The sequence below is a fragment of the Symbiobacterium terraclitae genome, assembly GCF_017874315.1.
In the GTDB taxonomy this organism is placed as follows: domain Bacteria; phylum Bacillota; class Sulfobacillia; order Symbiobacteriales; family Symbiobacteriaceae; genus Symbiobacterium; species Symbiobacterium terraclitae.
This window is the reverse complement of record NZ_JAGGLG010000033.1, coordinates 1-26,079: the sequence shown is the minus strand read 5'-3', so window position 1 is coordinate 26,079 and position 26,079 is coordinate 1. Positions and strand designations below refer to the sequence as shown.

The window sequence follows — 26,079 nt, the reverse complement described above, 5'->3', positions numbered from 1 at the left end:
ATTCCGTTGTTCTGGCGCGCCTGGATCAGCAGCCTGATCACCGGGGCGGTCGTGGCTTCCTCCCTGTGGGCCCCCAGCCTCCCCGGCCGCCTTGCACTCTGGGGGGCCGGCCTCCTGGTCTCCGTGGCCGGCGGGCTCTGGGTGGGGTTCAGCCACCGGGCCTCGCTTTCCGCCGCCACTGCCGCAGGCGCTGAGGCCGCCGCGGCAGCGGCGGAGTCCGCAGCCGCCGCGGAAGCTCCGGGGGCGGCGGCAGCCGGGTCCGCACCTGCGGATGCGGACTCCGGCAAGTCCGCAGCGCGTACCGGGGCGCCGGCATGGCCGCCAGGGACGGCATCCGACGAGCCGGCGATCGCTGCGCTGGGCGAGCTCGCGGCGCAGGCCGTGCGGACCCAGGAGGCGGTGCAGGAGATCCAGCGCCTGACGGGCCGGGTCAACGACCTCCTGCGGCGGCTGTTCGAGGCCACCCACGCACAGCTCGAGGACCTGGGCCGCACGCAGGGCCTGGCCCGCCAGGTCGTCGCGGTCTTCGCCGAGATGACCGAGGCCGCGCGTGCGGCCGGGGAGGAGGCCACGCGGTACCGGCAGGCGGCCGAGGGCGTGCAGCAGGCGCTGGTGCGGATCGGCGAGGGAATGGCCGGCATCCGGGCCGCGGCAGACGCCTCGGCGCGGGTGATCCGCGAGCTCGACATGCAGTCGGGAGAGATCGGCTCCATCGTGAAGCTGATCCAGACCGTGGCGGACCAGACCAACCTCCTCTCGCTGAACGCCGCCATCGAGGCGGCCCGTGCGGGCGAGGCGGGGCGCGGCTTCGCCGTGGTGGCGCAGGAGGTGCGCGCACTCGCCGACCGCTCCCGGAAAGCCACGAAGCAGATCCAGGAGCTGGTGGCCAAGATCCAGACCGGTACCGCAGCGGCCATGGCCGCGGTCGAGGAGCAGCAGCAGGAGGTCAACCGGGGCACGGCGACGGTGGAGTCGACCCGTGAGGCGATCGTGCAGGTGCTGCGCTCGGTGGAGCAGCTCTCCCTCACGGTGGAGGGCTTCGGCGGGCGGGCGGCGGCCACGGCCGGCGAGATGGACGAGCTGGTGCGGGCCGTCGAGGGGGCCACCAGCCTGGCCAACCAGAACAGCACCACGGCGCGCGAGCTCGCCGAGGCCGACTGGTTCTCCGCGGCCATCCGGGAGGCCGGCAAGCAGGCCGGGGAGCTGGCGGCCCGGGCCAAGGCGATGGAATGCGCCCAGGGGTAGGGTATACTACCTCCCAAAGCGGCGGTGGGAGGAGAGCGCGCCTTGGACCTGAAACAGCTCTACGAAAGCCTGCACCGGGACCCGGAGGACTATCCCCTCTTCGCGCAGATCTGGCAGGTACTCACCTTTGCCCCGTCGTGCCGCCACGCCGGCGAGGAAGAACTGGTCAGCCTGGCGGCCGACGCGTTCGACTACCTGCAGACCAACGGCGAGTGGCAGATGACCTCCGCCACCGGGACGACGAAACTCCGTTGGGACGGGACGCACCTCAACGTCGAGGAGGACGACGGGCGGGACTACTACTACAAGCACACGTTCACCGTCGGACAGGCCTGAGCACCGAGGCCCGACCCCGCGGGGTCGGGCCTCCGCCAGTCACGCGCGCAGGTGCGGGAACTGCTTGCGCCATCCGAAGCGCCAGAGGAGCCACCAGGGGACCCAGCCCGCCGCCGCCGGGACGAGCCCCCACGGACCGGCCAGGAGCACCTGTGCGACGCCGCCGGCGAGCGTGGCGGCGAGGGCGGCCAGCCGGTAGCGCCTGCGGTGGCGGCCCAGCGACCGCTCCAGGATGCCGGGGCGCACGTCGACCGTACGAAAGACAAGGTCCAGCACCAGGAAGGACAGAACCCACTGTGCCGGATGGAGCAGCAGCGCTGCCAGCAAGCCGCATCACCTCCCCCGGCAGCCCTGCACCCATGGTATCCCGGGCTCGTCCCGCTGTCCAGCCGCCCCGCCACCGCCAGACTCCGCAGGAGGTGCCCGCCAGTGTTCGACCTGATCGACCCGCCGCGCGACGCCGTCGCGCGACAGGCCACCGACAGCGACCTCTCCGAAGGGCAGCACCGGATCGACCGCATCTTACGGCTCGGCGCCCGGGCCGCCCCGTTCCGCTGGCCACGGTCATGGTGGCCGGCAGGGGATGCGCGCCTCGGATGCCGCCCGGCGGGACCTCGCCGCGCGGCATCATCAGCCCCGGGGACGCCGCGTTCCGTTCGTCGATCTATACACACTTGAACGACAACATCTCTCGGGAAAATTCGTCACTTGCTCGACTAAAATTCGTCGGAAGATTCGCCGCGTGTGACGAACCGATCCGCCATCATATTCGTTTAAGGGGATGGAACGGGATGAGCGGATCGGAAGGGGGAGCACGCAGGTGTTGCACAGCCGGCTGTCCGGTGGGAGCGGACTGCGCCTGGGGCGTACCCTGGTGGACGCCAAACTGATGGCGCGCAGCGGACTCGACGAGGTCAATCTGCGGAGGGCAAGGCGGGCGTTCCGGGAGCGCTGGCGCCGGGCGCCGGGGGCCGAGAAGCTCCGGCTGGTCGAAGGGGGGACCGCCGCCCGCTTCGCTTTCGTGGTGGACACGCTGCGGTCGGCCTGGTCTCCTGAGGTCTGGGGGCTCTGGCTCCGGTATCTGGAGCATACCGAGGCGGAGATCGACGAGATGGTGGCGGGGGAGTACCCGATATCGCCATACATGGTGCGGGTGAGCAGCGCCCTGCTGGGCATGAAGGTCGACTTCCTCACGGCCGGATGCTGGCCCACCGGCGATCACCTCGGGCCCGACATCGATGCCTGCCCTCAGTTCAGCGTGACGAATGCCTGAATCCATACGGCCACCAACAGAGGTGGCCTTTTCCTATTGTCGAAGTAAGAGCATGGAAGGGGTGATCGTGTATGGAACAGGTTCGCGAGCTGGCTCATGCGCTGAAGAAGGCGCAGCACGCCGTGGTGCTGACGGGCGCCGGCGCCTCCACCGAGTCCGGGCTGCCGGACTTCCGTTCGAAGACCGGGCTCTGGAAGGGCATCGACCCGGTCTCCCTGATCTCGCTCAGCGCGCTGCGGCGGAGGCCGGTGGAGTTCTACCAGTTCTACCGCATGCGCTTCTCGCACCTCTGGGGCGCCAGGCCTAACCCCGTTCACCGCGTACTGGCCGCGCTGCAGGAGGAGGGGATGGTGAAGCGCCTGATCACCCAGAACGTGGACGGGCTGCACCAGGCGGCCGGCTCCCCCGACGTGATCGAGCTGCACGGCTCGCTGCGGGAGTGCTCCTGCCTGACCTGCGGGCGCACCTTCCCCAGCCGGCTGATCGACGTCGACGTGAAGACCGCGGCCGACATCCCGCGCTGTCCGGAGTGCGGCGGGATGCTGAAGCCCGGCGTCGTCCTCTTCGAGGAGCCCCTCCCCCCCGATGCGATCGAGACGGCCTTCGACGAGGCGCGGCGGGCCGACCTCTTCCTGGTGATCGGCTCCTCGCTGGAGGTGGGACCGGCGAACCAGCTTCCCCTGCTGGCTGTGCAGTCCGGGGCGGATCTGGCCATCCTCAACCTCACCCCGACGTACCTCGACGGCCACGCCCGCTGGGTGATCCGGGAGAAGGCGGGCCAGGTGCTGACCGCGGTCGCGTCTGAACTCGGCATTCTGCCTCGGGTCGAAAATCGACGCACGGAAGACCTAGGGTGAGCAGCGCGCGGCTGACTCCGAAATTCGGCAGGCAAGGAAGGTTGTCCGACACCAGATCTAGTGGTAAAGTATGACGTGCGAGCACTATATCTGGGGGTTGTAGGGATGAAGTGTCCCTTCTGCGGTGCCGAGTCCCGCGTGGTGGAGTCGCGGCACGCCCCGGACGAGGAGGCGATACGCCGGCGCCGGGAATGCACCTCCTGCGGACGTCGCTTCAGCACGATGGAGCGGGTGGAGGCTCCGCCGTTGATCGTCGTGAAGAAGGACGGCCGTCGGGAGCAGTTCAACCGCGACAAGCTCTTGGGCGGGATTCTCAAGGCCTGCGAAAAGCGGCCGGTGCCACTGGAGGCGATCGAGAAGCTGGTTGACGACATCGAGCGGGACCTGCGCTCCGCGCTGGACCGGGAGGTCCCGTCCGTGGAGATCGGTGAGCGGGTGATGAATGCGCTGCGCGCGATCGACGGCGTTGCGTACGTCCGCTTCGCGTCCGTATACCGCGAGTTCAAGGACCTGAACGAGTTTCGTGAGCAGCTCGAGCAGCTGCTCAGGGCCCACTAAAGCGCATCCTACATAGGGGGGCCGCACCTTGGAACTGACCCATATTGCGAAGACCGTAATGGAGAAGCGGTACCTGAGGCTCAAGGAGGACGGCAGCAAGGAGACGCCCGAGGAGATGCTGCGCCGGGTGGCCGGCGTGATCGCAGGCGTCGAGGCGCAGTACGGCGCCAGCAAGAAGGAGGTCCGCGCGATCGAGGAGGCCTTCTACGGCCTGATGGACCGCCAGGACTTCATGCCCAACAGCCCGACCTTCACCGGCGCCGGGACGGCGCTGGGCCAGCTGTCGGCCTGCTTCGTGCTCCCGGTGGGGGACTCCCTGGTGGAGATCTACGAGACCATGAAGCACGCTGCCCTCATCCACCAGACGGGCGGCGGCACGGGCTTCGCCTTCTCCCGCCTGCGCCCGGCCGGCGACAAGGTGCGCTCGAGCCAGGGCGTGGCCTCAGGCCCTGTCTCCTTCCTGCGGGTGTACAACGCGTCCACGGAGGCCATCAAGCAGGGCGGTACGCGGCGCGGGGCCAACATGGGCATCCTGCGGGTTGACCACCCCGACATCCTGGACTTCATTGAATCAAAAGCCGACACGACGCAGATTACGAACTTCAACATCTCGGTGGGCATCACCGACGCCTTCATGGCCGCGCTGGAGCAGGGGACCGACTACGAGCTGATCAACCCGCGCAACGGCGAGGTGACCGGCAAGCTTTCGGCCAAGCTGGTCTGGGACAAGCTGGTGGAGAACGCCTGGAAGACGGGCGAGCCGGGCGTGATCTTCATCGACCGGATGAACCGGCGCAATCCCAACAACCACGTGGAGGTCATCGAGGCGACCAACCCGTGCGGCGAGCAGCCGCTGCCGCCTTACGGCTCCTGCAACCTGGGCTCCATCAACCTGGCCAACTTCGTGAAGAACCCGTACACCGCGCAGGCCGAGGTGGACTGGGAGCGGCTGGGCCAGGTGGCCCGCATGGCCACCCGGTTCCTGGACAACGTGATCGACGCCAACAAGTACCCCCTGCCCCAGATCGCCGAGAAGGCCCGGCGCGACCGGCGCATCGGCCTGGGCATCATGGGCTGGGCGGAGATGCTCGTCCAGATGGGCCTGGCCTACGACTCCGACGAGGCGGTGGCCCTGGGCAACCAGGTGATGACCTTCATCAAGCAGAAGGCCGTCGAGGAGTCGATGGCCCTGGCCGAGGCCCGCGGCGCCTACCCCGAGTGGGAGGGCAGCCAGTGGCACAAGGCGGGGCTCAAGGTGCGCAACGCCACGATGACGACCGTGGCGCCCACCGGCACGATCTCGCTGTTTGCCGCCAGGCCTGACCTGCCCTGCTCCGGCGGCATCGAGCCCAAGTTCGCGCTGGTGTTCACCCGCAACCAGGCCGGCGCCGTGATGCTGGACGTGGACGGCCAGTTCGCCACCATCGCGAAGCGGGAGGGCTGGTACTCGGAGGAGCTGATGCAGCAGGTGGCCGAGCGCGGCACGGCCCGGGGCGTCGCCGGGGTGCCCGAGCGGTGGCAGCAGGTCTTCGCCACCTCCCACGACATCTCCCCCGAGTGGCACGTGCGCATGCAGGCGGCCTTCCAGGGTGCGGACGGCCTGCCGGTGGACCGGCAGCCTGTGGACGCAGCCGTTTCCAAGACCATCAACTTCCCGCACCACGCCTCGGTGGAGGACGTGGCCAAGTCCTACGCCCTGGCCTGGCAGCTGGGCCTGAAGGGCATCACGGTCTACCGCGACGGCTCCCGGGCCTCCCAGGTGCTGACCACCGGCGACAAGACGAAGGAGAAGAAGGAGGAGGCCGCGGCCCCGGCGCCCGCGCCGGCGCTGCAGGGCCCCACGCTCCGGCCCCGGCCCACGGAGGCGGTGGGCAAGATGTTCGTCGTGCCCACGCACTTCGGCAAGATGACGCTGGACGTGCACATGGACGATGAGGGCGAGCCCTTCGAGATCATCGTGAACGTGGGCGCCGTGGGCTCCGACCTGATGGCCGACGCCGTCGGCATGGGCATGCTGGTCTCCAAGATGCTCCGCCTGCGCTCGGACGTGCCGGTCCGGGAGCGCATCGAGATCGTGATCGACACCCTGAAGAACATCGGCGGCTCCGGCTCCTACGGCTTCGGCCCCAACCGCATCACCTCGCTGGCCTCCGCCATCGCCAAGGGCCTGCAGAAGTTCCTGGCGTGGAAGGACGCCAACGGCAAGCTCTGCCAGGAGACCGCCGCCACCGTGGAGCACCATCAGCCGCAGATGATCGGCGCGGAGGTGGATCACCCGGTGGACCCGTGCCCCGAGTGCGGCTCCTTCGCCCTGGCCATCGGGGAGGGCTGCGCCACCTGCCACAACTGCGGGTACTCGAAGTGCAGCTAGGACGGTTCGAACACGCGGAGGCGCATGTGCAGCACGCACATGCGCCTCTTGGCTCTAGCCGGCCGAAGTCGGGCACGCCGTGGACCTCGCCGATGCCGCCGTCGTTGATCCCGGCGATGATGCCGCACTCGCGGAAGCCGACGGCCCGGTGCCACGCCTGCGGCTCGGGCTCGTTCACCTCGGAAGCCCTGCTCCCGGAGGTAGGCCTCGACGAACTCCAGGACGTCGGTTCCGATGCCCTGGCCGCGGTGGGCGGGCTCCAGCCAGATCAGCCCGATGTAGGGGATCTTCCCCCAGATGTACGCCAGCCGCAGGTACCCGATGGCCTGCTCACCCTGCTCGACCAGGATCAGCTCCCGGGCCGCGATGTTGGGCGCAAACGCCGCCGGCGGGAGGTATGGGTCCATCCGCCGGCAGGTCTCCTCGTCAGAGGCGGTTGCGAAACGGATGCGCCCCTGGTCCAGCGGTCAGCTCTCCCCGCTCAAGTCCACTCCATCAACTTTTCGTTCAAGTCGAAACGGAGCCCTCCGGCGGCGCCGGCTGCGCAGTGGATGAACGGGAGGACTCCGCCTGGATGCCGCCCACAGGACAGCGGGGGAGGAGATTCGCCGGCCGCTCCCGAATCGAAGCCCGGAGAGGAGAAGGATAATCCATGTACACGGGCATGATCCGCGACCTGCTGGCCCGCATCGAAGACGGCATGGTGACCTACAGCCTGCTGCTGGACGAGCAGGAGATCCCCCTCAACCCGCTGATCGGCCAGCGGATCGCGCTCCGCTTCACCGGCGAGCGCCGCTGCATCTACTGCGGCCGCAAGGTGAGCAAGCTGTTCAACCACGGCTCCTGCTGGCCCTGCTTCCAGCGGCTGGCCGTCAACGACCTCTGCCAGGTGAAACCCTCGCTCTGCCACTACGAGACCTGCCGGGAACCCGAGTGGGGCGACACCCACTGCATGATCCCGACCTTCGTCTACCTGGCGAAGTCCAGCGACATCAAGGTCGGCATCACCCGCCGCCTGCCCGGCCGCTGGCTGGACCAGGGCGCGGTGGAGGCGGTGCCCATCGCCCGCGTGCCCAACCGCAAGATGGCGGGAGACCTGGAGCTTCACCTGACGCAGTACCTGCCGGACAAGACCAACTGGCGCAAGATGCTGCAGGGCGAGGTGGTCGAGACCGACCTCCTGGAGGTGCGGCGGCGCGTGCTCGAACTCATTCCGGATGCGTTCCGGCCGTACGTGCTGCCCGACGAGGAGGTCTGCCGCATCACCTACCCGCTGGAGCAGCCGCCGGCGAAGATTGTGAGCCACGACCTGGAGAAGGGCGGCGCGGCGGGCGTGCTGCTGGGCATCAAGGGGAGCTACCTGGTGCTGGACAACGGCGTGCTGAACGTGCCCAAGTTCGCCGGGTACCACATCTCCCTGGAGTCCGGGGACGCGGCCGGAGCCGGGCACGCCTCTTCGGCCGCGGCCGGGGAGGAGACCGGGGCCAGGCCCGGATCCGCGAAGTCGCGGTCGAAGCCTGCGACCGGAGCCGCCGCCGAGTCGAAGCCCTAACCCTGCGCAAGCGGTCCCGGACGCAGGCCGGTCGGCGGGCCGCATCTGTGTTCAAACCGTTACTTGCGTGTCACCGAACTGTAACACGGGTGGGGTAAGATCGAAGTGTGTTGACCCCCTCTGTGTGTGTGTTTCCATACTTATGGCGGCTCTGTGGAGCCGCCTTCTTTTTTGATTGAGCCATAGGCGAAACTTCCGTATAATAGGCGTACTGGGGAGAGTTCGAGGTACCGAGCAAGGAGGAGGGTCGGGCTTTGCCTGAGACCAAGTATGGAACGCGCATCTACCTGGGAGTGCTCGCGGATGCCGACGGCGCGGGGAACGCTGCGGTGCGGGTCTACCAGGACTTCCTGGGCCGCCTGCGCAGGGCGGCTCCGGCGGTCCGCGACCTGCGGCTGGAGCTGGAGCAGCCGGCGCCGCGCAAGGAGGACCCGGGTGTGTTCGAGTGCTGGGCGACGCTGAAGGCGGTCGTGCCCCACGACCTGTGCCGTCCGGGAGCCGCCAACCACAAGGATGCCTGGCGCGCCATCCTGCGGGAGGAATTCCAGGTGGCCTGTATGCAGAACCATGCCCTGGTGCACCACACCTCCAGCCGGGTGGAGATCACCCGCGAGATCTTCCCCCACGAGGAGCTGCCTGAGGCCCCCAAGGCGCCCGCGGAGGAGAAGCCCAAGGAGATGATCAAGGTCCGCGTGCTCCTGGGGGGTCAGGAGTACAACGTGGAGATCCCCAAGGACGAGAACCTGCTGGACGGCGTGAACGACAAGGGCGTCGCCGTCAAGTGGGACTGCAAGAACGGCGTGTGCGACACCTGCCAGATCCGGGTGCTCAAGGGCATGGAGAACCTGAGCCCCGTCAACGACAACGAGCGGGAGATGCTGGGCGACAAGGTGGAAAAGGGCTACCGGCTCTGCTGCCAGGTCATCGCCCACGGCCCCTGCGAGATTGAACAGTAAGCGAGCGCCGGCCCTGCCACCCGCGGGGTCGGCGCCTTTGCACGATTGTGCTACAATCAGCAGTGAGTCGGACGAAGCCCAGCGGAGGTGAAGGCCACCGTGTTCGAACTGGACCGGTCCAGTCCCACGCCCCTTTACCAGCAGCTGCGCGATCAGGTGCGGCAGCGCATCCTTTCCGGCGCCCTGCCCCCCGGCACCAAGCTGCCGCCGGAGCGTACCCTCGCCGTCCGGCTGGGGGTGAACCGGACCACGGTGGTCAACGCCTACCGGGAGCTGGCGGCCGAGGGCCTGGTGGAGGGGCGGGTCGGGCACGGTACGGTGGTGCTGCGCCTGCCCGAGGAGGCGGCCCCGGGAGCGGTCCGTCCGATGCGCTGGGCAGGGCCCACTGAGGCGGAGGAGCCGCTGATGGCGGATATCAGCGCCATCGTCCGGCGGCCGGGCGCGGTCTCTTTCGCCCACGGCGAAATGTCGCCGGAGCTCTACCCGACCGGCGCCCTGCGGGAGCTGGCGGGCCGCGTCCTGGAAGACGGCACCGCCCTGGGCTACGGCCCCATCGCCGGGTACGGGCCGCTGCGGGAGGCCATTGCCGCCGAGCTGGGCGTCACCCCTGAGCACGTGCTGATCCTGGCGGGTTCCCAGATCGCCCTCTACCTCATCAGCCGCGTGCTGCTGCAGCCCGGGGACACCGTCCTGGTCGAGATGCCCTCCTACGTCAACAGCCTGGGCATCTTCGACGCGGCGGGCGTGCGGGTGGTGCCGGTGCCCGTCGACCGGGACGGCCTGGTGGTGGACGGCCTGGACGAGCTGATGCTCCGGTACCAGCCCAAGCTGCTCTTCACCCTGCCGACCTACCACAACCCGCTCGGCGTCACCCTGACCCTGGAGCGCCGGCGGCGGCTGATCCAGCTGGCCGCGCGCCACCAGCTGGGCATCGTCGAGGACGACCCGTACGGCCGGCTGCACTTCACCGCGCACCCGGTGCCCACGCTGAAGTCGCTGGACCCGGGGGACTACGTGATCTACATCAGCAGCTTCAGCAAGTCCGTCAGCCCTGCTCTGCGGCTGGCCTGGATCGTGGCCGCGCCCCCGGTGGTGGAGCGCATCGCCCGCGCCCGGGGCAACCTGGACTTCCGCGCTGCCCTGCTCAACCAGCGGCTGATGGAGGCCTTCCTGCGGGAGGGGCGCATGGCCGAGCACCTGGCCGCGCTCCGGCCGGTGCTGAAGGCCCGGCGCGACGCCCTGCTGGAGGCGCTGCAGGCCCACATGCCGGAGGGGGTCACCTGGTACGTCCCCGAGGGCGGGTACCACGTGTGGTGCACCCTGCCCCGGCCCCTCACCGCCCGCAGGCTGCTGGTCGAGGCCGGGCGGGAGGGCGTCGCCTTCATGCCGGGCGACTACTACGGGGCGGGCCAGCTGGCGCGCAGGGGTTTCCGGCTCAACTTCTCGTACCCGCGTCCGGAGCAGATCGGACCCGGCGTCCAGCGGCTCGCCCGGGCGGTGGAGCGGCTCATGCGGGAGGAGGCGGCAGCGGGCGGCGAGCCCGGGGCCTTCAGCGGGCCAGTGGTGTAGCTTCAACAGTTCGAGGCGGCGGTCATCGGGATCGCCGCCTTGTCGCGCGCTCGGGCCTGCGGTCTCCGGCGGGCCAGCCCAAGCAACGTCAGACTGATAAGCATTGCCTATTAGTCTAAGCGATTTCCCGTATTAGCGCCGGTGCAGGAATTCGCCCCGGCAGGACAGAACACTCCACATACTTTCTTCACCTAATTTAGTAAGTCGCACGCCACGGGAGACGGGGGATCGACGATGCACAGACCCGCCAACGCCCGCCTGATGAAGCAGCTCAACCGCCAGTCAGTCCTTGCCGCCGTGCGCGACCGCGGCCCGATCTCCCGGGCGGAGCTGGCCGCGCTGACCGGCCTCAGCCAGCCCGCCGTGACGGCCATCGTGCGTGACCTCCTGGAGCTGGGCCTCGTGGAGGAGAAGGGCCTGGGACAGTCCTCGGGCGGCCGGCCGCCGATCATGCTCCTCTTCAACCCCGCCGCCCGCTTCGTCATCGCCGCCTGCCTCGAGGGCGAGCGGCTCTGGGGCGGGGTGGCCGACCTCAGCGGCGCCCTGCAGGCGGAGGAGGAGGTCGCGCTGCCCGCGGACGGCGTCCACGACCCGGCCAGGGCGCTGGGCGACTTCCTGGAGGGGCTCGTCTCCCGCAGCGGCATGGACCCGCAGCGGCTGGCCGCCATCGCAGTGGGCGTCCCGGGCATCGTCCACCGGCGGGGAACCGTGAGCCACGCCCCGTCGCTGGGGTGGTGGCAGGAGGTCCCGCTGCGGGCCGTGCTGCACGAGCGGTTCGCGGTTCCCGTGGTCGTGGAGAACGACGTCAACCTCATGGCGTTGGGCGAGTACTTCCAGGGCGCAGGACAGGGAGTCGTCAACCTGGCCCTGATGCACGTCAGCGACGGCATCGGCGCCGGCATCCTCATCGACGGCACGCTCTTCCGCGGGGCCGGCGACGCCGCCGGCGAGGTGGGCTACCTGCCCCTCGGTCCGGCCGGACCCCGCCGGCCCGACGACTACGGCATGTTCGAACAGCACTACTCCGCCCGGTCGCTCTACCGCCGCATCCAGCTCGCCGGCCTCGGCGCGGGGCTGGACGAGCGCCGGCCGATCCGGCAGCTCAGGGAGCTGGCAGCCCGGGAGGTCCCGCAGGCCCGGCAGCTGCTCGACGATGCCCTACGCCACTGGTCCTACGCCGTGGCGTCCATCGCCTGCATCCTCAACCCCGAGCTGGTGCTGCTGGCGGGGGACGCGGTGGACTGCGGCGAGGACGGGCTGGCGTTCGTGCAGCGGACGGTGGCCGAGCTGGTGCCGATGGCCCCGGAGATTCGCTTCGCTTCGCTGGGCAGCCGCGCCGCCCTGGTGGGCGCCGTCGCCAGCGCACTCAGCCTCGCCGACGAGAACGCATACGGCATCACCGCAGACCAGTGAACAGGGAAGGGGAGTACGAGATGGGCGGGCTCCGGACCAACGACCAGGTGGGCAGCGCGCAGCCGGTCACCCTTGAACACGTATCGAAGAGCTTCGGCGGCGGCGTGCTCACCGTGCGCGACGTGAACCTCACCATCGGCGGCGGCGAGTTCTTCACGCTGCTGGGGCCGTCGGGCTGCGGCAAGACCACGACCCTCAGGATGATCGCCGGCTTCTACTATCCGACGTCCGGCCGCATCCTCTTCGGCGACCGCGACGTGACCTACGTGCCGCCCAACGACCGCAACATCGGCATGGTCTTCCAGAACTACGCCCTGTTCCCGCACATGACCGTGTTCGAGAACGTCGCCTTCGGCCTGCGCGTGCGCAAGGTCGCCGGCGAGGAGATCCGGCGCCGGGTGGCCGAGGCCCTGGCGCAGGTACGGCTCGAGGGCATGGAGCAGCGCCGCATCGACCAGCTCTCCGGCGGGCAGCAGCAGCGCGTGGCCCTGGCCCGCGCACTGGTGATCCGGCCCGCCCTGCTCCTGCTGGACGAGCCGCTCTCCAACCTCGACGCGAAGCTGCGCGACGAGACCCGCACCGAGATCCGCCGGCTCCAGACCGAATCCAGCATCACCGCCGTCTACGTCACCCACGACCAGGCGGAGGCGATGGCCATCTCCGACCGCATCGCCGTCATGGAGGGCGGCGTGGTCCACCAGGTGGGCAGCCCGCAGGACATCTACCACCGGCCGGCCACCCGGTTCGTGGCCACGTTCATCGGCAAGTCCAACCTGCTGGAGGGCAAGCTCGTGGCCGCGGACGGCGGCACCGGAACGGTGGAGCTGCCCGGCAGCGGCCGCATCCAGGTGGACCTCTCCCGGCGGAACCCGCAGGTCTCCACGGCGGTGGGCAGCCCGGTGGTGCTGACGGTCCGGCCCGAGGGCATGCAGGTGGTCCCGGAGCCCGGCGGGCCCAACGTGCTCTCCGGCCGGGTCCTGGCGGCTGAGTTCAGCGGCGCCTACACCGAGTACGTGGTCGCCGCCGGCGAGGCCCGCCTCATCGCCTCGGTGGCCGACCGCTACGGCGAGGTGCGCCGGCAGGGCGATCCCATTCACCTGTACATCCCGCCCGAGCGAGTCTACCTGGTGGAGTGATGAAGGTGGCAGCGAAATGGCATGACCGGTGGCAGCGGCTGAGCGCCTCGCCCTACTTCGCGTACGTGCTCGTCGCCCCCCTGGCCGTGGTGCTGTGGGGCTACGTGGTGCAGCCCATGCTTGCCACCTTCCTCACCAGCATCCGGGACGATTCCGGCATCACGCTCCGGTACTACGAGGGCTTCCTGAGCTTCAGGATGACCACCCAGATGGAGGCGCTGCTCACCACGCTCGGCATCTCGGTGCTCAGCGTGATCACCTGCGCCGTGGTCGGCGTGGGCATGGCCTTCCTGCTGAACCGCTTCGAGTTCCCCGGGCGGCGCCTGCTGGAGAGCCTGGCGCTGGTGCCCATGGCGCTGCCGCCCCTGATCGGCGTCTACGCCTTCATGTTCCTCTACTCGTCCAGCGGCATCATCCCCCGGGCGATCAAGGTGCTCTTCGACCTGCCCCAGGTCCCCTTCGCCCTGAAGGGGCTGACGGGGGTCCTGGTGGTGCACACCTTCACCATGTACCCCTACTTCTACACCGCGGCCGCGGCGGCCCTGGCCGGTTTCGACCCCTCGCTGGAGGAGGCGGCGCTCAACCTGGGCGCCCGGCGCTGGCAGGTCTGGACCCGGGTGATTCTGCCCATGCTGACGCCGGCGCTGGTCTCGGGGTCGCTCCTCACCTTCATGGTCTCGATGGCCTCCTACACCGCCCCGCTGATCTTCGGCGTGGACCGGACGATGACGATGCAGATCGCCATCGCCCGCACCAACGGCAACCTGCCCCTGGCCTCGGCCGAGGCCACGATCCTCTCGGTGGTCTCCATCGCCTTCCTGATCCTCATGCGCTGGTACCAGAACCGGCGCACCTACCGCTCGCTCTCCAAGGGCGTCTCCGTCCACCGCACCGAGGTGAAGAGCCCGGTGGGCCGCATCCTGGCCATGGTCGGAGCGGTGCTCGGCACCCTGGTCCTGATCCTGCCCATCATCACCCTGGCGCTGATCTCGCTCTCCAAGGACGGCACCTGGACGGTGCAGGTGCTGCCCCCCAAGTACACCCTGGAGAACTACGTCAACCTCTTCAACGATCCCCGGGCCTGGCGGCCCATCAAGAACAGCCTGCAGATGAGCGGCATCGCCACCGCCGGCTCCATCGTGCTCGGCGTGGCGGCGGCCTACGCCCTGAACCGGCTGAAGTTCACCGGCAAGTCGTTGCTGGACATGGCCGTGATGCTGCCCTGGGCCCTGCCTGGCACGGTGGTCGGTATCAACCTCATCGCCGCCTTCAACCAACCCTCGGCCTTCAGCTTCGGCCAGGTGCTGGTGGGCACGTTCTGGATCCTGCCCCTGGCCTACTTCGTCCGCTTCTCGCCGCTGGTCTTCCGCTCCAGCAACGCCGCGCTGGCCCAGCTGGACCCCTCGGTGGAGGAGGCCGCCCGCAGCCTGGGGGCGGGCTGGTGGTACGCCTTCCGGCGGGTCACCTTCCCCCTGATGTTCCGCGGCGTCCTGGCCGGCGCCCTGCTGGCCTTCGTGCAGGGTGTGGGCGAGTTCGTGGCATCGGTGCTGATCTACACCGCGCGCAACCAGCCGATCTCGGTGGAGATCAACAACCTCATGTACTCCTTCAAGTTCGGCACGGCGGCCGCCTACGGCATGCTGCAGATCCTGCTGATCCTGCTCGTGCTCTTCATCTCCCGCCGCCTCGATCAGCGGGAGAACCTCGCATAAGGAGCTGACCTGAATTGCATCAGAACGAGACCGGGGCACCCGCCGCCCCGGGCACCCCGAAACCCACCGAAGTCACCGCACCCTGCGCGCCGACCCGCGCGGAGATCGCCGCGCAGGACGGCCTGCGCTTCCCCGGCCGCAGCTACGTGGAGGCCGTGCTGAGCCCCATCTACGAGAGCGCGAAGCACGAGCTGCTGGAGCCGATGATGGCCGTGCACCGGGCCCACCTGGTGATGCTCGTCGAGCAGGGGCTGGTGGCGCCGGCCTCGGCCCGGAAGATCCTGGCCGCGCTGGACGCCATCGACCTCTGCCAGGTGGCCTCCTCCTCCTACAACGGCCGGTATGAGGACCTGTTCTTCTACGTGGAGGACCTGACGCTGCAGGCGGCCGGCGAGGAGGCCGGCAACCTGCACATCGCCCGCAGCCGCAACGACATGGGCGTCACCATGTACCGCATGGTGCTGCGCAAGTACCTGCTGGACGCCCTCGAGGCCGCCCTCCTGCTGCACCGGGTGCTGCTGCGCCTGGCCGCGGAGGAGGCCGACACCGTGATGCTGGCCCACACCCACACCCAGCCCGCCCAGCCCACCACCCTGGGCCACTGGCTGACGGCGGCGGCCGACGTGCTGGAGCGGGACATCGCCCGCCTGCAGGCCGCCTACGAGCGGGCCAACCGCTCCCCGATGGGCGCGGCGGCCCTCTCCACCTCGGGCTTCCCCATCTCCCGGGAGCGGGTGGCCGAGCTGCTCGGCTTCGACGGCCTGGTGGAGAACAGCTACGACGCCATCGCCGGCGCCGACTACGTCAGCGAGGCCGCCGCGGCGGCGCAGCTCACGGCCCTGCACACCGGCCGCGCCGTGCAGGACCTGCTCACCTGGTGCACGTTTGAGTACGGCGTGCTGCGGGTGGCCGACCCCTACGTGCAGACCAGCTCCATCATGCCCCAGAAGCGGAACCCGGTCTCGCTGGAGCACTCCCGGGCCCTGCTCAGCTGCGCGGCCGGGCGGGCGCAGACCGTGCTCCAGATGCTGCACAACACGCCCTTCGGCGACATTGTCGACACCGAGGACGAGATGCAGCCCAACCTCTGGGCCGCCCTCGCCACCCTGCGCGCCGTCTTCCGCCTGCTGGCCAACGTGCTGGGCACGGCGGAGGTGAACCGGGAGCTGCTCCTGGAGCGGGCCCGGGCCAGCTTCGCCAACATTACCGAGCTGGCCGACCTGCTGGTGCGGGAGGCGGGGCTGCCGTTCCGCACCGCCCACAGCGTCGCCGCCGCCCTCGTGAAGCTGGCGGAGGCCAAGGGCATCCGCGACGTGCGCCAGGTGGAGCCGGGCCTGGTGGAGGAGGCCGCCCTGCAGGTCCTCGGCAGGCCGCTGGGCGTCCCGGCCGAGAAGCTGCGGCAGGCCCTGGACCCCGTCCACTTCGTCGCCGTCCGCACCGTGCGCGGCGGCGTGGCCCCGGCGGAGGTGCGCCGGATGATCGGCGTACGGGAGGCGCATCAGGCGGAGCTCACCGCCTGGCTGGCGGGCGCCCGCTCCCGGCTGGAGGCGGCCGCAGGCCGGTTGGCGGAGGCCTGCCGGAGTCTGGCCGGAGCGCCGGCGGCCGGCGGGGAGGCTGGAGGCCGATGAGCCTGGTGCTGGCCGTTGACGGCGGCGGCACCAAGTGCCTTGCCGTACTGGTGGATGCCGAGCGGGGTGTGGTGGGCAGCGGCCGCGCCGGCGGCTGCAACCCGCAGTCGGTGGGCCGGGAGCAGGCGGAGCAGGCGCTGGCCGATGCGATCGCCGCCGCCTGCCAGGGGATTCCGCCCGGCACCGCGGTGCGGACCGCGGCCTTCGGGCTCGCCGGGGTAGACACGCCCCGCGGCGAGGAGGAGGGCCGCCGCCTGGCGCTGAGGGCGCTGCAAGCCGCGCAGGTTACCGCGGCGCAGGTCGTGGTGGAGAACGACGGCCTCATGGCGCTCCGGGGCGCGGCCGCCGGCGGGCGGGGCCTGCTGGTGGTCGCCGGAACCGGCTCGGTGGTCTACGCGGGCGACGGCGAGCGGTTCGTGCGGGCCGGCGGCTGGGGCCACCGCATCACCGACGCAGGCAGCGCCCAGCACATCGCCGGCCTGGCCCTGGCGGCCGCCTACCGGGCGCTGGACGCCGGCGACCCCGACACCCCCCTGGCCCGGGCCCTCTGCGCCTGCGCCGGCGTGGACGACCTCTACGCCCTGCACGACTGGCTCTACCATCCCGAGACCGGCCTGGACGCCGTGGCCGCCCTCGCCCGGGCGGTGGGCGCCGCTGCGGAGGGCGGCGACCCGGTGGCGGCGGCGGTGCTGGAGCAGGCGGGCCGGCAGCTGGCCGACCAGGCCCTGCTGGCGGCCAAACGGGTGGGCCTGCTGGACGGCGGCCCGTTCCCCGTCTTCCTGCTGGGCGGCGTGCTGCAGTCCTCCCGGCGGGTGCGGACCGCCCTGCTGGAGCGGCTGCGGCAGCGGGCCCCCGGGGCGCTGGCCGAGGTTCCCCGGTTCGCCCCCGTCTACGGCGCGGTGATCCGGGCGCTGGGCGGCCCCGCTGCGCTGGACGAGGGGCTGCGGGAGCGGCTGCTCGCCTCGGCGGTGCTCCAGGCATGACGGACGCTGACGCGATCCTTCAGGCGACCTGCGCCTGATCATCCTTGTCTGTAGTCGCCACCCGGAAGGAGGTGGATCGGTTCCGTCACCAGTGTCGACCTTCTCCGGCTGACCTTGACCATTCCAGCATGAAGAAAGGGGATATTGAGCGATGAGCACCAAGTGGTCCCGCAGGCTCGTGGGTCTCCTGCTGGCCGTAGGCCTGATCGCGGCAGGCTGCGGCGGTTCCGGCAACCAGGGCGGCAGCCAGACGCCGCCGGCGACGCAGAACCAGCAGCCGCAGAACCAGCAGCCGCAGACCCAGACGCCTGCACCGGCGCCTCAGGAGGAGACGCGGCTGGTCATCTACACCGGCCGTGACCAGTCGATCATCGACCTGATGGTCGCCAAGTTCGAGGAGAAGTACCCCGAGTACAAGGGCAAGGTTGAGGTCCTCCCGATGGGCGCCCAGGAGATCATGGAGCGCGTCCGCGCCGAGAAGGCCAACCCCCAGGGCGACATCTGGTGGGGCGGCACGCAGCAGGCCCTGTCGCTGGCAGTGAAGGAGGGGCTGCTGGCCAAGATCAACCCCGAGTTTGCCAGCAAGATCGCCGACGGCTACAAGGATCCCGAGGGCCACTGGTACGGCGAGATGCTGCTGCCCGAGGTCATCATGTACAACAAGGACATGATCCCGGCGGACCAGCTGCCCAAGGACTGGGATGACCTGATCGACCCCAAGTGGAAGGACCAGATCATCATCCGTGCCGTGCCGGCCTCCGGCACCATGCGCACCATCTACGCCGCGATGATCGACCGGTTCTACGCCCAGGACGGCAAGCCCGACCGGGGCTACGAGTGGCTCCTGAAGCTCGACGCCAACACGAAGGAGTACGCGGCCAACCCGACCGACATGTACCTGAAGATCACCCGGCAGGAGGGCAGCCTGAGCCTCTGGAACCTGCAGGACGTGCTGATCCAGGCGGAGCAGGAGGGCATGCCCTTCGGGTACATCATCCCTGAGAGCGGCGTGCCGATCCTGGTGGACGGCGTGGGCATGATCGCCGGCGCCAAGCACCCGCAGGCCGCCGAGAAGTTCCTGAACCTGCTCTTCAGCGAGGAGGTTCAGGCGGAGCTGTCGGCCTCCCGGTTCCAGATCCCGGCCATCGCCCTCGACGAGTCGCTGCAGCCCGGCTGGCTGAAGGAGCTGACCCCGAAGCTGAAGGCCATGGACCTGCAGTGGGACGTCATGGCCGAGAAGGAAGCCGAGTGGATCGGCTACTGGGACGAGAACATCAAGGGCAAGGGCAAGTAGTGCGCAGCGCCCCGGCGCGGGCGGCCTGAACGCCGCCCGCGCCGGGGGAGCACAGGTCCGACCAACCTGAGTCCCACCTGTACATGCAGCAGCAGAAACGCACCCACTCTCCGAACAATCGCCGGATTATTCGGATGCAAGAGGGTGCGTTTTGCTTTCCGTTCCATCGGGGAGCACGGCGGGGCCAGCGGGGCCGCGCGGCGGCGACCGCAGGCCGCAGGGCGCGGCGCCGGTTCTGGCGGGCGTGCTCTCCGGCGAGGGAGGTGATGGCCGAGTCCAGGGTGTCCGCGGATCGAGTGAGGAGACCAAAACAGCAAGGGTAAGGGGGAGTGACCCAAGATGTCTGGCAGCATGGCAAGATGGGGTAGACGTCTGGTCTCTGTGGTGGTTTCGCTGGCGCTGCTTGTGGGGGCTGCCCTGACGGTACAGCCGCAGCAGGCGTACGCTGCCGAGCGGGCGACGGTGGCGCTCTGGAACGCCCTGACGCCGCTCAAGTCCGTCAACACCTTCATGAACACCGGGGCGCACCCCGACGACGAGCGGAGCGCCGTCCTCGCTTACATGTCCCGCAAGGTCGGTGCACGCACGATCAGCCTCATCGCCAACCGCGGCGAGGGCGGCCAGAACGCCATCGGCACCGAGTACGAGCACTCCCTGGGCGTGGTGCGCACGCGCGAGCTGCAGGAGGCCTCCGCGGCCTCCAACGTCGAGCTCTACTTCCTGGGGCAGGTGATCGGCGACGACATCTGGGACTTCGGCTTCTCCAAGAACCCGGAGGAGACGCTGGAGAAGTGGGGCCACGAGGTCGCGCTGGAGCGGCTCATCCGCGTGGTGCGGCAGACCCGGCCCGACGTGGTGATGCCCTCCTTCCTCAACAGCCACGGCCAGCACGGGCATCACCGTGCGATCACCGTCCTGACCATGGAGGCCTTCGAGAAGGCCGCCGACCCCGAGGTCTTCCCCGAGCACCTGGCCGAGGGGCTGCGCCCGTGGCAGATCAAGAAGCTCTACCTCCCGGCTGAGTCCGGCGGCGGCGGGGTCTACGCCGACACGGAGAGCCTCACGGCCAACGTGACCGTCCCGGTGGGCGAGTACGATCCGGTCCTGGGCGCCTCCTACGTCCAGCTGGGCGAGGAGTCGCGCTTCTACCACAAGAGCCAGGGCATGGGCCAGATCGTGCCCGAGGGGCCGTCGGAGCAGGCGTACCACCTCGCGGCCTCGGTCGTGCCGGCCGACGCCCAGGAGAGCTCGCTGTTTGACGGGCTGCCGCAGACGGTGGGCGACCTTGCCGGTCTTGTGAGCGATCAGGAGCTGGCCGCGGCGCTCAAGGAGGTCCAGGGCCACATCGACGCCGCCCTGGCGGCCTATCCGAAGAACGACGCCGTCGCCAAGGCCCTGCGGGACGCGCTGGTGGGCGTGCGCAAGGCCAGGGAGCTGGTGGCGGAGAAGATCGGCCTCGAGGACGAGCTGGGCTACGATATCGACTTCCGCCTGGCGGTCAAGGAGGAGCAGCTGCAGAAGGCCCTCGCCCAGGCCGCGCTGCTGGTGGTCCGCCTGAAGGCCGACCAGTACGAGCTGACCCGGGGCGCTTCCGCCACCTTCACGCTGACCGCCTACCAGGGCGGCCAGGTGCCGGTGGAGGACGTGACCCTGTCGCTGGAGGCGCCGAGGGGCTGGCGCGTAACCGCCGTCTCGGAAGCGGCCGGGGTGGACCTCAGCTACAACCGCACCGCCACGGCCCGGTTCAGCGTGACGGTGCCCAGCCACGCCGACTACTTCGACCCCTATCACCCGCCGGCGCTCACGGGCGTGGTCCGGTTTGCCGTGGACGGCGTGCCGGCCCGGGTCACCGTGGAGCCTGAGCAGCTGGTGGCCGTTCTGCCCGACGTGGCCATCCGCACCGAGCCCGACGGCGTGGTCTACAACCTGGAGCGGCCCGGCGCCATCACCATCAACGTCGCGGTCACCAACAACAAGGCCGGGGCGACGAGCACCAACATCTTCCCAGTCCTCCCCGAGGGCTGGCAGGCTACCCCCGCCTTCAAGCACCTGACCTTCGCGCGCAAGGGCGAGGTCCAGGCGGCGACCTTCACCGTGACCGCTCCCGAGGGCCTGGCGGCCGGCCGGTACCAGATCGGCTTCGAGGCCCGGGGGAACGCGGAGTCTGACCGGTCCGTGCAGGTGATCCAGTACGAGCACATCGGCCGGACCTACATCGTGAGGCCCGCCGTGGTCGACGTGCAGGCCTTCCCGGTGGCGGTGGACGAGAACCTGCGGGTGGGCTACGTCTCCGGCGGCGCCGACAGCGTGCCGGCGGCCCTGCGGCTGATGGGCGTAAACGTCGAGCTGCTCGACGCCGACACCCTGGCGTTCGGCGACCTGTCGGTGTACGACACGATCGTGGTGGGCATCCGCGCCTACCGGACCCGGCCCGACCTGGCCGCCGCCAACAGCCGCCTGCTGGAGTACGTGAAGGCCGGCGGCAACCTGGTCGTCCAATATCACCAGCCCGGCGACAACTGGAACGCCGAGACCACCGCCCCGTACTACCTGAAGATCGGCAGCCCGTCCTTCGACTGGCGGGTGACCGACGAGGCGTCCGAGGTGCGCGTGCTCGTGCCCGACCACCCGGTGCTGACGACGCCGAACCGGATCGGCGAGTCCGACTGGCAGGGCTGGGTGAAGGACCGCGGCCTCTACTTCCCGTCGGAGTGGGCGCCCGAGTTCACGCCGCTGCTCTCGATGAACGATCCGGGCGAGGAGCCGCTGAACGGCAGCCTGCTGGTCGCCCGGTACGGCGAGGGCCGCTACATCTACACCAGCCTGATCCTGTACTACCAGTTGGAGCAGCGGGTGCCCGGCGCCTTCCGGATCTTCGCGAACCTGATCACGCCGGCCAAGTAGGGCCAGTCCCAAGGGCCGCCGTCGCAGTGACGGCGGCCCTTTCCTCTGGTGGGAATACTAGCCCCAGTCGGGTGCGGCTCCGCCCGCACCTGCAACGCGCCCCGCGGCGGCCCCAGGCATATTCGCGCCAGTCCGCGCATCTGCTTATGAGGGGCTGTCCCGGGGGCTTCTACCGGAGGTCACCCATGTGTGTTCGGTATCGCACTGTGCTCATCGCACAGCTCATCCTCCTGCTGTCGGGATGTTCCCTGCCCCTGTTCCCCGGGACGCCCCGCCCTGGCTCGCCGGAGACGGCGCCGGGGGTCTCCTCCGGCGGCACCCGCGAGCAACCGGTGGACGGCGGCACCCTCTACCTCTCGATGTTCTCGGCGCCCAGGGGCGTCTTCAACCCGATCCTGATGGAAGACGGCTACGACGCCAGCATCGTCGGCCTGGTCTTCGCAGGCCTGCTCACCCGCGACGAGCGGCTGGACCTGGTCTGCGACCTCTGCGAGTCCTTCACCGTGTCGCCTGACCACCGCGAGTACACTTTCCGGCTCCGGCGGGACGTCACCTGGCACGATGGCCACCCCTTCACCGCCCGTGACGTGGTCTTCACCTTCCAGACGATCCTGCACCCCGACTATCCGGGGGTGCTGACGGGCGAGTACGCCGCCCTGCGCGGGGTCGAGCGGATGCTGGCCCAACGGGCGCAGGTGGCGGCCGCGCAGGCCGCCGGGCGCATCTCGCCGGAGGAGGCGGCGGCCCGCAGGCGGGAGGGCTGGCAGGCCTGGCTGGAGGGGGACGGGCGCCTGGCCGTCCGCGCCGTGGACGACCACACCGTCGTCTTCACCGCCGATGCGCCCCACGCCCCGCTGCTGCAGAACCTGGCCGTACCGCTGCTCCCCGCGCACCGCTTCGCCGGCTTCCCCGCGGGCGAACTGGGCGAGCACCCCGACACCCGCTGCCCGGTGGGCACCGGGCCGTACCGGTTCGTCCGGTATGTGCCCGACCAGTACGTGGAGCTGGAGCGGCACGAGGGCTACCACCGGGGCCGGCCCCGCATCGAGCGCATCATCTACCGCATCGCCAACCAGGACGTGGCCATCGGGCAGCTGAAGGCGGGCGAGCTCGACTACGTCCCCATGAAGCCGTCCGACGTGGTGCTGGTGGAGGGCGACCCCAACATCGGACTCTTCACCCGCCCCGACCTGGGCTACCAGTACATGGGGCTGAACCATCGGAACCCGCTCTTCGCCGACCGGCGGGTGCGGCAGGCGATCCTGCTGGCCATCGACCGGCAGGCCATCGTCGACCACCTGCTGAAGGGCCACGGCCGGCTGGTGGAGAGCCACCTGCCCTACGGCCACCCGTACCACGACCCCGAGGCGGTCCCGCCCCGCCGGCACGACCCGGCCGCGGCGGCCCGCCTGCTGGCCGAGGCGGGCTGGACCGAGCGGGACGCCGAGGGCTACCTGGTGAGGGCGGGACGCCCGTTCCGGTTCACCCTGCTCTACCCCTCCGGCAACGCCGTGCGGGCCGCCACGGCCCCGCTGATCCAGGCGGACCTGAAGGCGGTGGGCATCCGCGTCGACCTGCAGATGATGGAGTTCGCCACGCTGGCCGACATGGTCTTCCGGGGCAGGCAGGCCGATGCCTGGCTCATGGGCTGGGGCGTGGGGCTCGACCCCGACCCGGGTCCGGTCTTCGACCCCGACAGCCGCTGGGGCGGAGCGACCGGCTGGCGGAACGAGCGGAGCGCGGCGCTGCTGCGCACCGGCGCCCGGCTCCTGGACCCGGCCGAGCGGCGCCCCGTCTACCGGGAGTGGGCCCGGCTGCTGGCGGAGGAGCTGCCCGTGATCTTCCTCTACAGCCAGGACCAGATCGAGGCGGTGCGGCTCGACCGGGTGCGCGGCCTCAGGCCGGACGCCCGGGGCGCCCTCTGGAACATCTGGGAGCTCTGGATTCCGGAGGAGCGCCGCTGACCACACCCCGGGGAGGGACAGGCGGTGGCAGGCTTCGTCGTGCGGCGCCTGGCGCAGCTGCTGCCGATGCTGCTGGGCGCCTCGCTCCTGATCTTCGCCGTGATCCGGCTGGCGCCGGGCGACCCGTACAGCGGGCTGATCGACCCGCGCATGGACCCGGTTAAGGTGGCCGAACTGCGTCAGCGCCACTGCCTGGACTGCCCGCTGCCGCAGCAGTACTGGCGCTGGCTGTCCAACGCCCTGCGGGGCGACCTGGGCACCTCCATCCGCTTCCGCGTCCCCGTCGCCGAGCTGATCGGCGACCGGCTGGGGCCCAGCCTCGCGCTGGGCGTGACCGCCGAGTCCATCGCGCTGCTGGCGGGCATCCCCTTCGGCATCCTGGCGGCAGTCCGCCGGGGGACCTGGGTCGATACGGCCGTGACCGCGGTCGCCCTGGGCGGCCTGGCCATCCCCGCCTTTTTCTTCGGCCTGCTGCTCCTGCGCTGGCTCTCGCTGGGCGGGCTGCAGATCCTGCCGTCGGCCGGCTTCACCACCCCGGGCACCCAGCTGACCGGGCTGCCGCTGTTCCTGGACGCCGCCCGCCACCTGATCCTGCCCGCGACGGCCCTGGGCGTCACCAGCATCGCCGGGCTGATGAGCCACGTGCGCGCCGCCCTGCTGGAGGTGCTGCAGCAGGACTACCTGCGCACCGCCCGGGCCAAGGGGCTGCCGGAGCGCGTGGTGCTGTACAGGCACGCCCTGCGCAACGCCCTGATCCCGGTGGTGACCCTGCTGGGCCTCAACCTGCCCGGCATCCTGGGCGGCGCCATCATCACCGAGTCGATCTTCCTCTGGCCGGGCATCGGACGGCTGACCTACACGGCCCTGCTGGAGCGGGACTACCCGGTGCTGATGGCCCTGAACCTGATGTTCGCCGGGCTGACGCTGCTGGGCAGCCTGCTGGCCGACATCGGCTACGCCGCCGTCGACCCCCGGGTCCGGTTCGAGTAGCTGTGCAGGTCCCTGCGGGGGAGGGAGAGGGGATGACACTGGGCGCGCGCGGGACCCTGTCCGAGCGGGCCGTGCGGAGGCCGTCAGCGCGCACCCGGCCGTCGGGGCGGTTCAGCAGGGCGGTGCTGGATCCGGAGACGGCGCCGTACGGCGGCGCGTGGCGCCGGTTCCGCGCGAACCGGCGGGCGATGTTGGGTCTTTGCATCTTAATCGTCCTGGTGCTCGCCTCGGCCTTTGCGCCCCAACTGACCTGGCACGACCGCGACCTGCCGGATGTGCGGGCTGCCGAGCAGCCGCCCTCGCGGACCCACTGGCTGGGCACCGACGAACTGGGCCGGGACATTTACACCCGCCTGCTCTACGGCGGGCGGATCTCGCTGACGGTCGGGCTGGTGGCGGTGGCGATCTACACGGCCATCGGCGTGGTGCTGGGCGCGGTGGCCGGCTACTACGGCGGCGTGGTCGACGGCGTGATCATGCGCATCACCGACGTGGTGATGGTGGTCCCGTTCTTCCCGCTGGCGCTCACCATGGCCGCGGCCCTCCGGCCGTCGGTCTACAACACGATGATCGTCATCGGCCTTTTGGGCTGGACGGGCATCTGCCGCCTGGTGCGGGGCGAGTTCCTCACCCTGCGCAGCCGGGAGTACGTCGCCGCCGCCCGGGCCGTCGGCGCCCGGGACGCGCGGATCATCTTCCGCCACATCCTCCCCAACGCCCTGGCGCCGATCGTGGTGGCCGCCACGCTGGGCGTGGGCACGGCGATCCTCAGCGAGGCGGGCCTCTCGTTCCTGGGCTTCGGGGTTCAGCAGCCGACGCCGTCCTGGGGCAACATGCTCTCGGCCGCGATTTCATTGAAGGTGCTGTTGCTGCAGCCGTGGATCTGGCTGCCGCCGGGCCTGATGATCTTCATCGCCGTCCTCGCCATCAACCTGGTGGGCGAGGGTCTGCGCGATGCGTTGGACCCGCGGCTGACCCGGTGAAGTAGCAATTGTAGGACACGCAGAGAGGCTTGCAAGGTCCGCCGCGGCTATGGTACTATGCTCAAGCCGCCACGGAATCCGGAAGCGAGCTTCCAGCGGCGGGGCGGGTTCGAACCCCCAGCAACTGGATGGTTGACGGGGGGCGGCGAGGGTGATAGACTCATCTCTTGCCGAGCCGGAGACGACGGAAAGCCCATCATCTGGGCGGTTGACGGCGGACGGCGAACCTGCTAAGATATAAAAGCTGTCGCCTGACGGCGGCGAGATCTCGAACCTTGAAAACTAGACAGTGCAGAGAGGGAAGCCTGCGAGTCGACGACTCCAAGGGAGCCAAGCAAACTTTTCAACGGAGAGT

At 70.0% G+C, this 26,079-nt stretch carries 21 protein-coding genes; 19 read left to right on the top strand and 2 right to left on the bottom strand.

All coding sequences use genetic code 11. The annotated features are described in order from the left end of the window. Positions 1–6 precede the first annotated feature (6 nt). Both J2Z79_RS18600 and J2Z79_RS15420 read left to right on the top strand, forming a co-directional pair. Entirely contained in the window at positions 7–1,245 is a 1,239-nt protein-coding gene (locus J2Z79_RS18600; protein ID WP_245302848.1) for a methyl-accepting chemotaxis protein, read from the top strand. Between the two features lie 42 nt (positions 1,246–1,287). Then, positions 1,288–1,581, top strand: a complete 294-nt coding sequence (locus tag J2Z79_RS15420; protein ID WP_209467790.1) for a hypothetical protein — start codon at positions 1,288–1,290, stop codon at positions 1,579–1,581. Between the two features lie 39 nt (positions 1,582–1,620). Here the strand turns inward: J2Z79_RS15420 and J2Z79_RS15415 are convergent, their stop codons facing one another. After that, positions 1,621–1,908 (bottom strand): hypothetical protein, encoded by a 288-nt coding sequence (locus tag J2Z79_RS15415; protein WP_209467789.1) that lies wholly within the window; start codon positions 1,906–1,908, stop codon positions 1,621–1,623. A gap of 493 nt (positions 1,909–2,401) precedes the next feature. Between J2Z79_RS15415 and J2Z79_RS15410 the strand changes: the two genes are divergently transcribed. The 4 genes from J2Z79_RS15410 to J2Z79_RS15395 all read left to right on the top strand — a co-directional run bounded on the left by J2Z79_RS15410 (position 2,402) and on the right by J2Z79_RS15395 (position 6,640). Further along, a complete protein-coding gene (locus J2Z79_RS15410; RefSeq protein WP_209467788.1) occupies positions 2,402–2,854 on the top strand; it encodes a hypothetical protein in 453 nt (150 codons plus the stop codon). Between the two features lie 71 nt (positions 2,855–2,925). Beyond that, on the top strand, positions 2,926–3,711 hold the full coding sequence (locus J2Z79_RS15405) for an SIR2 family NAD-dependent protein deacylase (protein ID WP_209467787.1): 786 nt from the start codon (positions 2,926–2,928) through the stop codon (positions 3,709–3,711). Between the two features lie 105 nt (positions 3,712–3,816). Beyond that, entirely contained in the window at positions 3,817–4,269 is a 453-nt protein-coding gene (gene nrdR / locus J2Z79_RS15400) for a transcriptional regulator NrdR (protein WP_209467786.1), read from the top strand. Between the two features lie 28 nt (positions 4,270–4,297). Next, on the top strand, positions 4,298–6,640 hold the full coding sequence (locus J2Z79_RS15395) for a vitamin B12-dependent ribonucleotide reductase (RefSeq protein WP_209467785.1): 2,343 nt from the start codon (positions 4,298–4,300) through the stop codon (positions 6,638–6,640). On the opposite strand, the gene J2Z79_RS15390 is transcribed toward J2Z79_RS15395, so the two are convergent. Next, on the bottom strand, positions 6,637–7,047 hold the full coding sequence (locus J2Z79_RS15390) for a GNAT family N-acetyltransferase (RefSeq protein WP_209467784.1): 411 nt from the start codon (positions 7,045–7,047) through the stop codon (positions 6,637–6,639). The two genes, J2Z79_RS15395 and J2Z79_RS15390, sit on opposite strands and share 4 nt — an antisense overlap. Before the next feature lie 245 nt (positions 7,048–7,292). On the opposite strand from J2Z79_RS15390, the gene J2Z79_RS15385 reads away from it, so the two are divergent. From J2Z79_RS15385 to opp4C, 13 genes are all read left to right on the top strand, one after another. After that, a complete protein-coding gene (locus J2Z79_RS15385) occupies positions 7,293–8,192 on the top strand; it encodes a DUF2797 domain-containing protein (RefSeq protein ID WP_245302847.1) in 900 nt (299 codons plus the stop codon). Positions 8,193–8,446: 254 nt separating this feature from the next. Then, positions 8,447–9,148 carry a 2Fe-2S iron-sulfur cluster-binding protein gene (locus tag J2Z79_RS15380; protein WP_209467783.1) on the top strand — a complete coding sequence of 234 codons (702 nt, stop codon included), beginning with the start codon at positions 8,447–8,449 and terminating at the stop codon, positions 9,146–9,148. Between the two features lie 99 nt (positions 9,149–9,247). Continuing rightward, positions 9,248–10,717, top strand: a complete 1,470-nt coding sequence (gene pdxR / locus J2Z79_RS15375) for a MocR-like pyridoxine biosynthesis transcription factor PdxR (RefSeq protein WP_209467782.1) — start codon at positions 9,248–9,250, stop codon at positions 10,715–10,717. Positions 10,718–10,951: 234 nt separating this feature from the next. Then, positions 10,952–12,130, top strand: coding sequence for an ROK family transcriptional regulator (locus tag J2Z79_RS15370; RefSeq protein WP_209467781.1), 1,179 nt, complete (start codon positions 10,952–10,954; stop codon positions 12,128–12,130). 20 nt (positions 12,131–12,150) lie between these two features. After that, positions 12,151–13,266: an ABC transporter ATP-binding protein gene (locus J2Z79_RS15365; protein WP_209467780.1), complete on the top strand. Its 1,116-nt coding sequence runs from the start codon at positions 12,151–12,153 to the stop codon at positions 13,264–13,266. Continuing rightward, entirely contained in the window at positions 13,266–14,978 is a 1,713-nt protein-coding gene (locus J2Z79_RS15360) for an ABC transporter permease (protein WP_425353540.1), read from the top strand. Before J2Z79_RS15365 ends, J2Z79_RS15360 begins: the two co-directional genes overlap by 1 nt. 14 nt (positions 14,979–14,992) lie before the next feature. Further along, the gene (gene argH / locus J2Z79_RS15355; protein WP_209467778.1) at positions 14,993–16,606 is read left to right on the top strand and encodes an argininosuccinate lyase; all 1,614 of its coding nucleotides are present in this window, start codon (positions 14,993–14,995) and stop codon (positions 16,604–16,606) included. Further along, positions 16,603–17,589, top strand: a complete 987-nt coding sequence (locus J2Z79_RS15350) for a BadF/BadG/BcrA/BcrD ATPase family protein (protein WP_209467777.1) — start codon at positions 16,603–16,605, stop codon at positions 17,587–17,589. Before argH ends, J2Z79_RS15350 begins: the two co-directional genes overlap by 4 nt. Positions 17,590–17,740: 151 nt before the next feature. Next, positions 17,741–18,883: an extracellular solute-binding protein gene (locus tag J2Z79_RS15345; RefSeq protein ID WP_245302846.1), complete on the top strand. Its 1,143-nt coding sequence runs from the start codon at positions 17,741–17,743 to the stop codon at positions 18,881–18,883. Between the two features lie 351 nt (positions 18,884–19,234). Then, positions 19,235–21,787: an NEW3 domain-containing protein gene (locus J2Z79_RS15340; RefSeq protein WP_209467776.1), complete on the top strand. Its 2,553-nt coding sequence runs from the start codon at positions 19,235–19,237 to the stop codon at positions 21,785–21,787. 185 nt (positions 21,788–21,972) lie between these two features. Continuing rightward, entirely contained in the window at positions 21,973–23,751 is a 1,779-nt protein-coding gene (locus tag J2Z79_RS15335; protein ID WP_209467775.1) for a peptide-binding protein, read from the top strand. Positions 23,752–23,775: 24 nt separating this feature from the next. Then, positions 23,776–24,741 (top strand): ABC transporter permease, encoded by a 966-nt coding sequence (locus J2Z79_RS15330; protein WP_209467774.1) that lies wholly within the window; start codon positions 23,776–23,778, stop codon positions 24,739–24,741. Positions 24,742–24,773: 32 nt separating this feature from the next. Further along, positions 24,774–25,724 carry an oligopeptide ABC transporter permease gene (opp4C, locus tag J2Z79_RS15325; protein WP_209467773.1) on the top strand — a complete coding sequence of 317 codons (951 nt, stop codon included), beginning with the start codon at positions 24,774–24,776 and terminating at the stop codon, positions 25,722–25,724. Positions 25,725–26,079: the final 355 nt, after the last annotated feature.

Bases quoted from the DNA above. Each gene is read 5' to 3' on its own strand.
- J2Z79_RS15405 (WP_209467787.1), top strand. From the start codon at position 2,926: ATGGAACAGGTTCGCGAGCTGGCTCATGCGCTGAAGAAGGCGCAGCAC.
- nrdR (WP_209467786.1), top strand. From the start codon at position 3,817: ATGAAGTGTCCCTTCTGCGGTGCCGAGTCCCGCGTGGTGGAGTCGCGG.
- J2Z79_RS15390 (WP_209467784.1), bottom strand. From the start codon at position 7,047: ATGGACCCATACCTCCCGCCGGCGGCGTTTGCGCCCAACATCGCGGCC.
- J2Z79_RS15385 (WP_245302847.1), top strand. From the start codon at position 7,293: ATGTACACGGGCATGATCCGCGACCTGCTGGCCCGCATCGAAGACGGC.
- J2Z79_RS15370 (WP_209467781.1), top strand. From the start codon at position 10,952: ATGCACAGACCCGCCAACGCCCGCCTGATGAAGCAGCTCAACCGCCAG.
- J2Z79_RS15365 (WP_209467780.1), top strand. From the start codon at position 12,151: ATGGGCGGGCTCCGGACCAACGACCAGGTGGGCAGCGCGCAGCCGGTC.
- J2Z79_RS15360 (WP_425353540.1), top strand. From the start codon at position 13,266: ATGAAGGTGGCAGCGAAATGGCATGACCGGTGGCAGCGGCTGAGCGCC.
- J2Z79_RS15350 (WP_209467777.1), top strand. From the start codon at position 16,603: ATGAGCCTGGTGCTGGCCGTTGACGGCGGCGGCACCAAGTGCCTTGCC.
- J2Z79_RS15345 (WP_245302846.1), top strand. From the start codon at position 17,741: ATGAGCACCAAGTGGTCCCGCAGGCTCGTGGGTCTCCTGCTGGCCGTA.
- J2Z79_RS15340 (WP_209467776.1), top strand. From the start codon at position 19,235: ATGGCAAGATGGGGTAGACGTCTGGTCTCTGTGGTGGTTTCGCTGGCG.
- J2Z79_RS15335 (WP_209467775.1), top strand. From the start codon at position 21,973: ATGTGTGTTCGGTATCGCACTGTGCTCATCGCACAGCTCATCCTCCTG.
- opp4C (WP_209467773.1), top strand. From the start codon at position 24,774: ATGACACTGGGCGCGCGCGGGACCCTGTCCGAGCGGGCCGTGCGGAGG.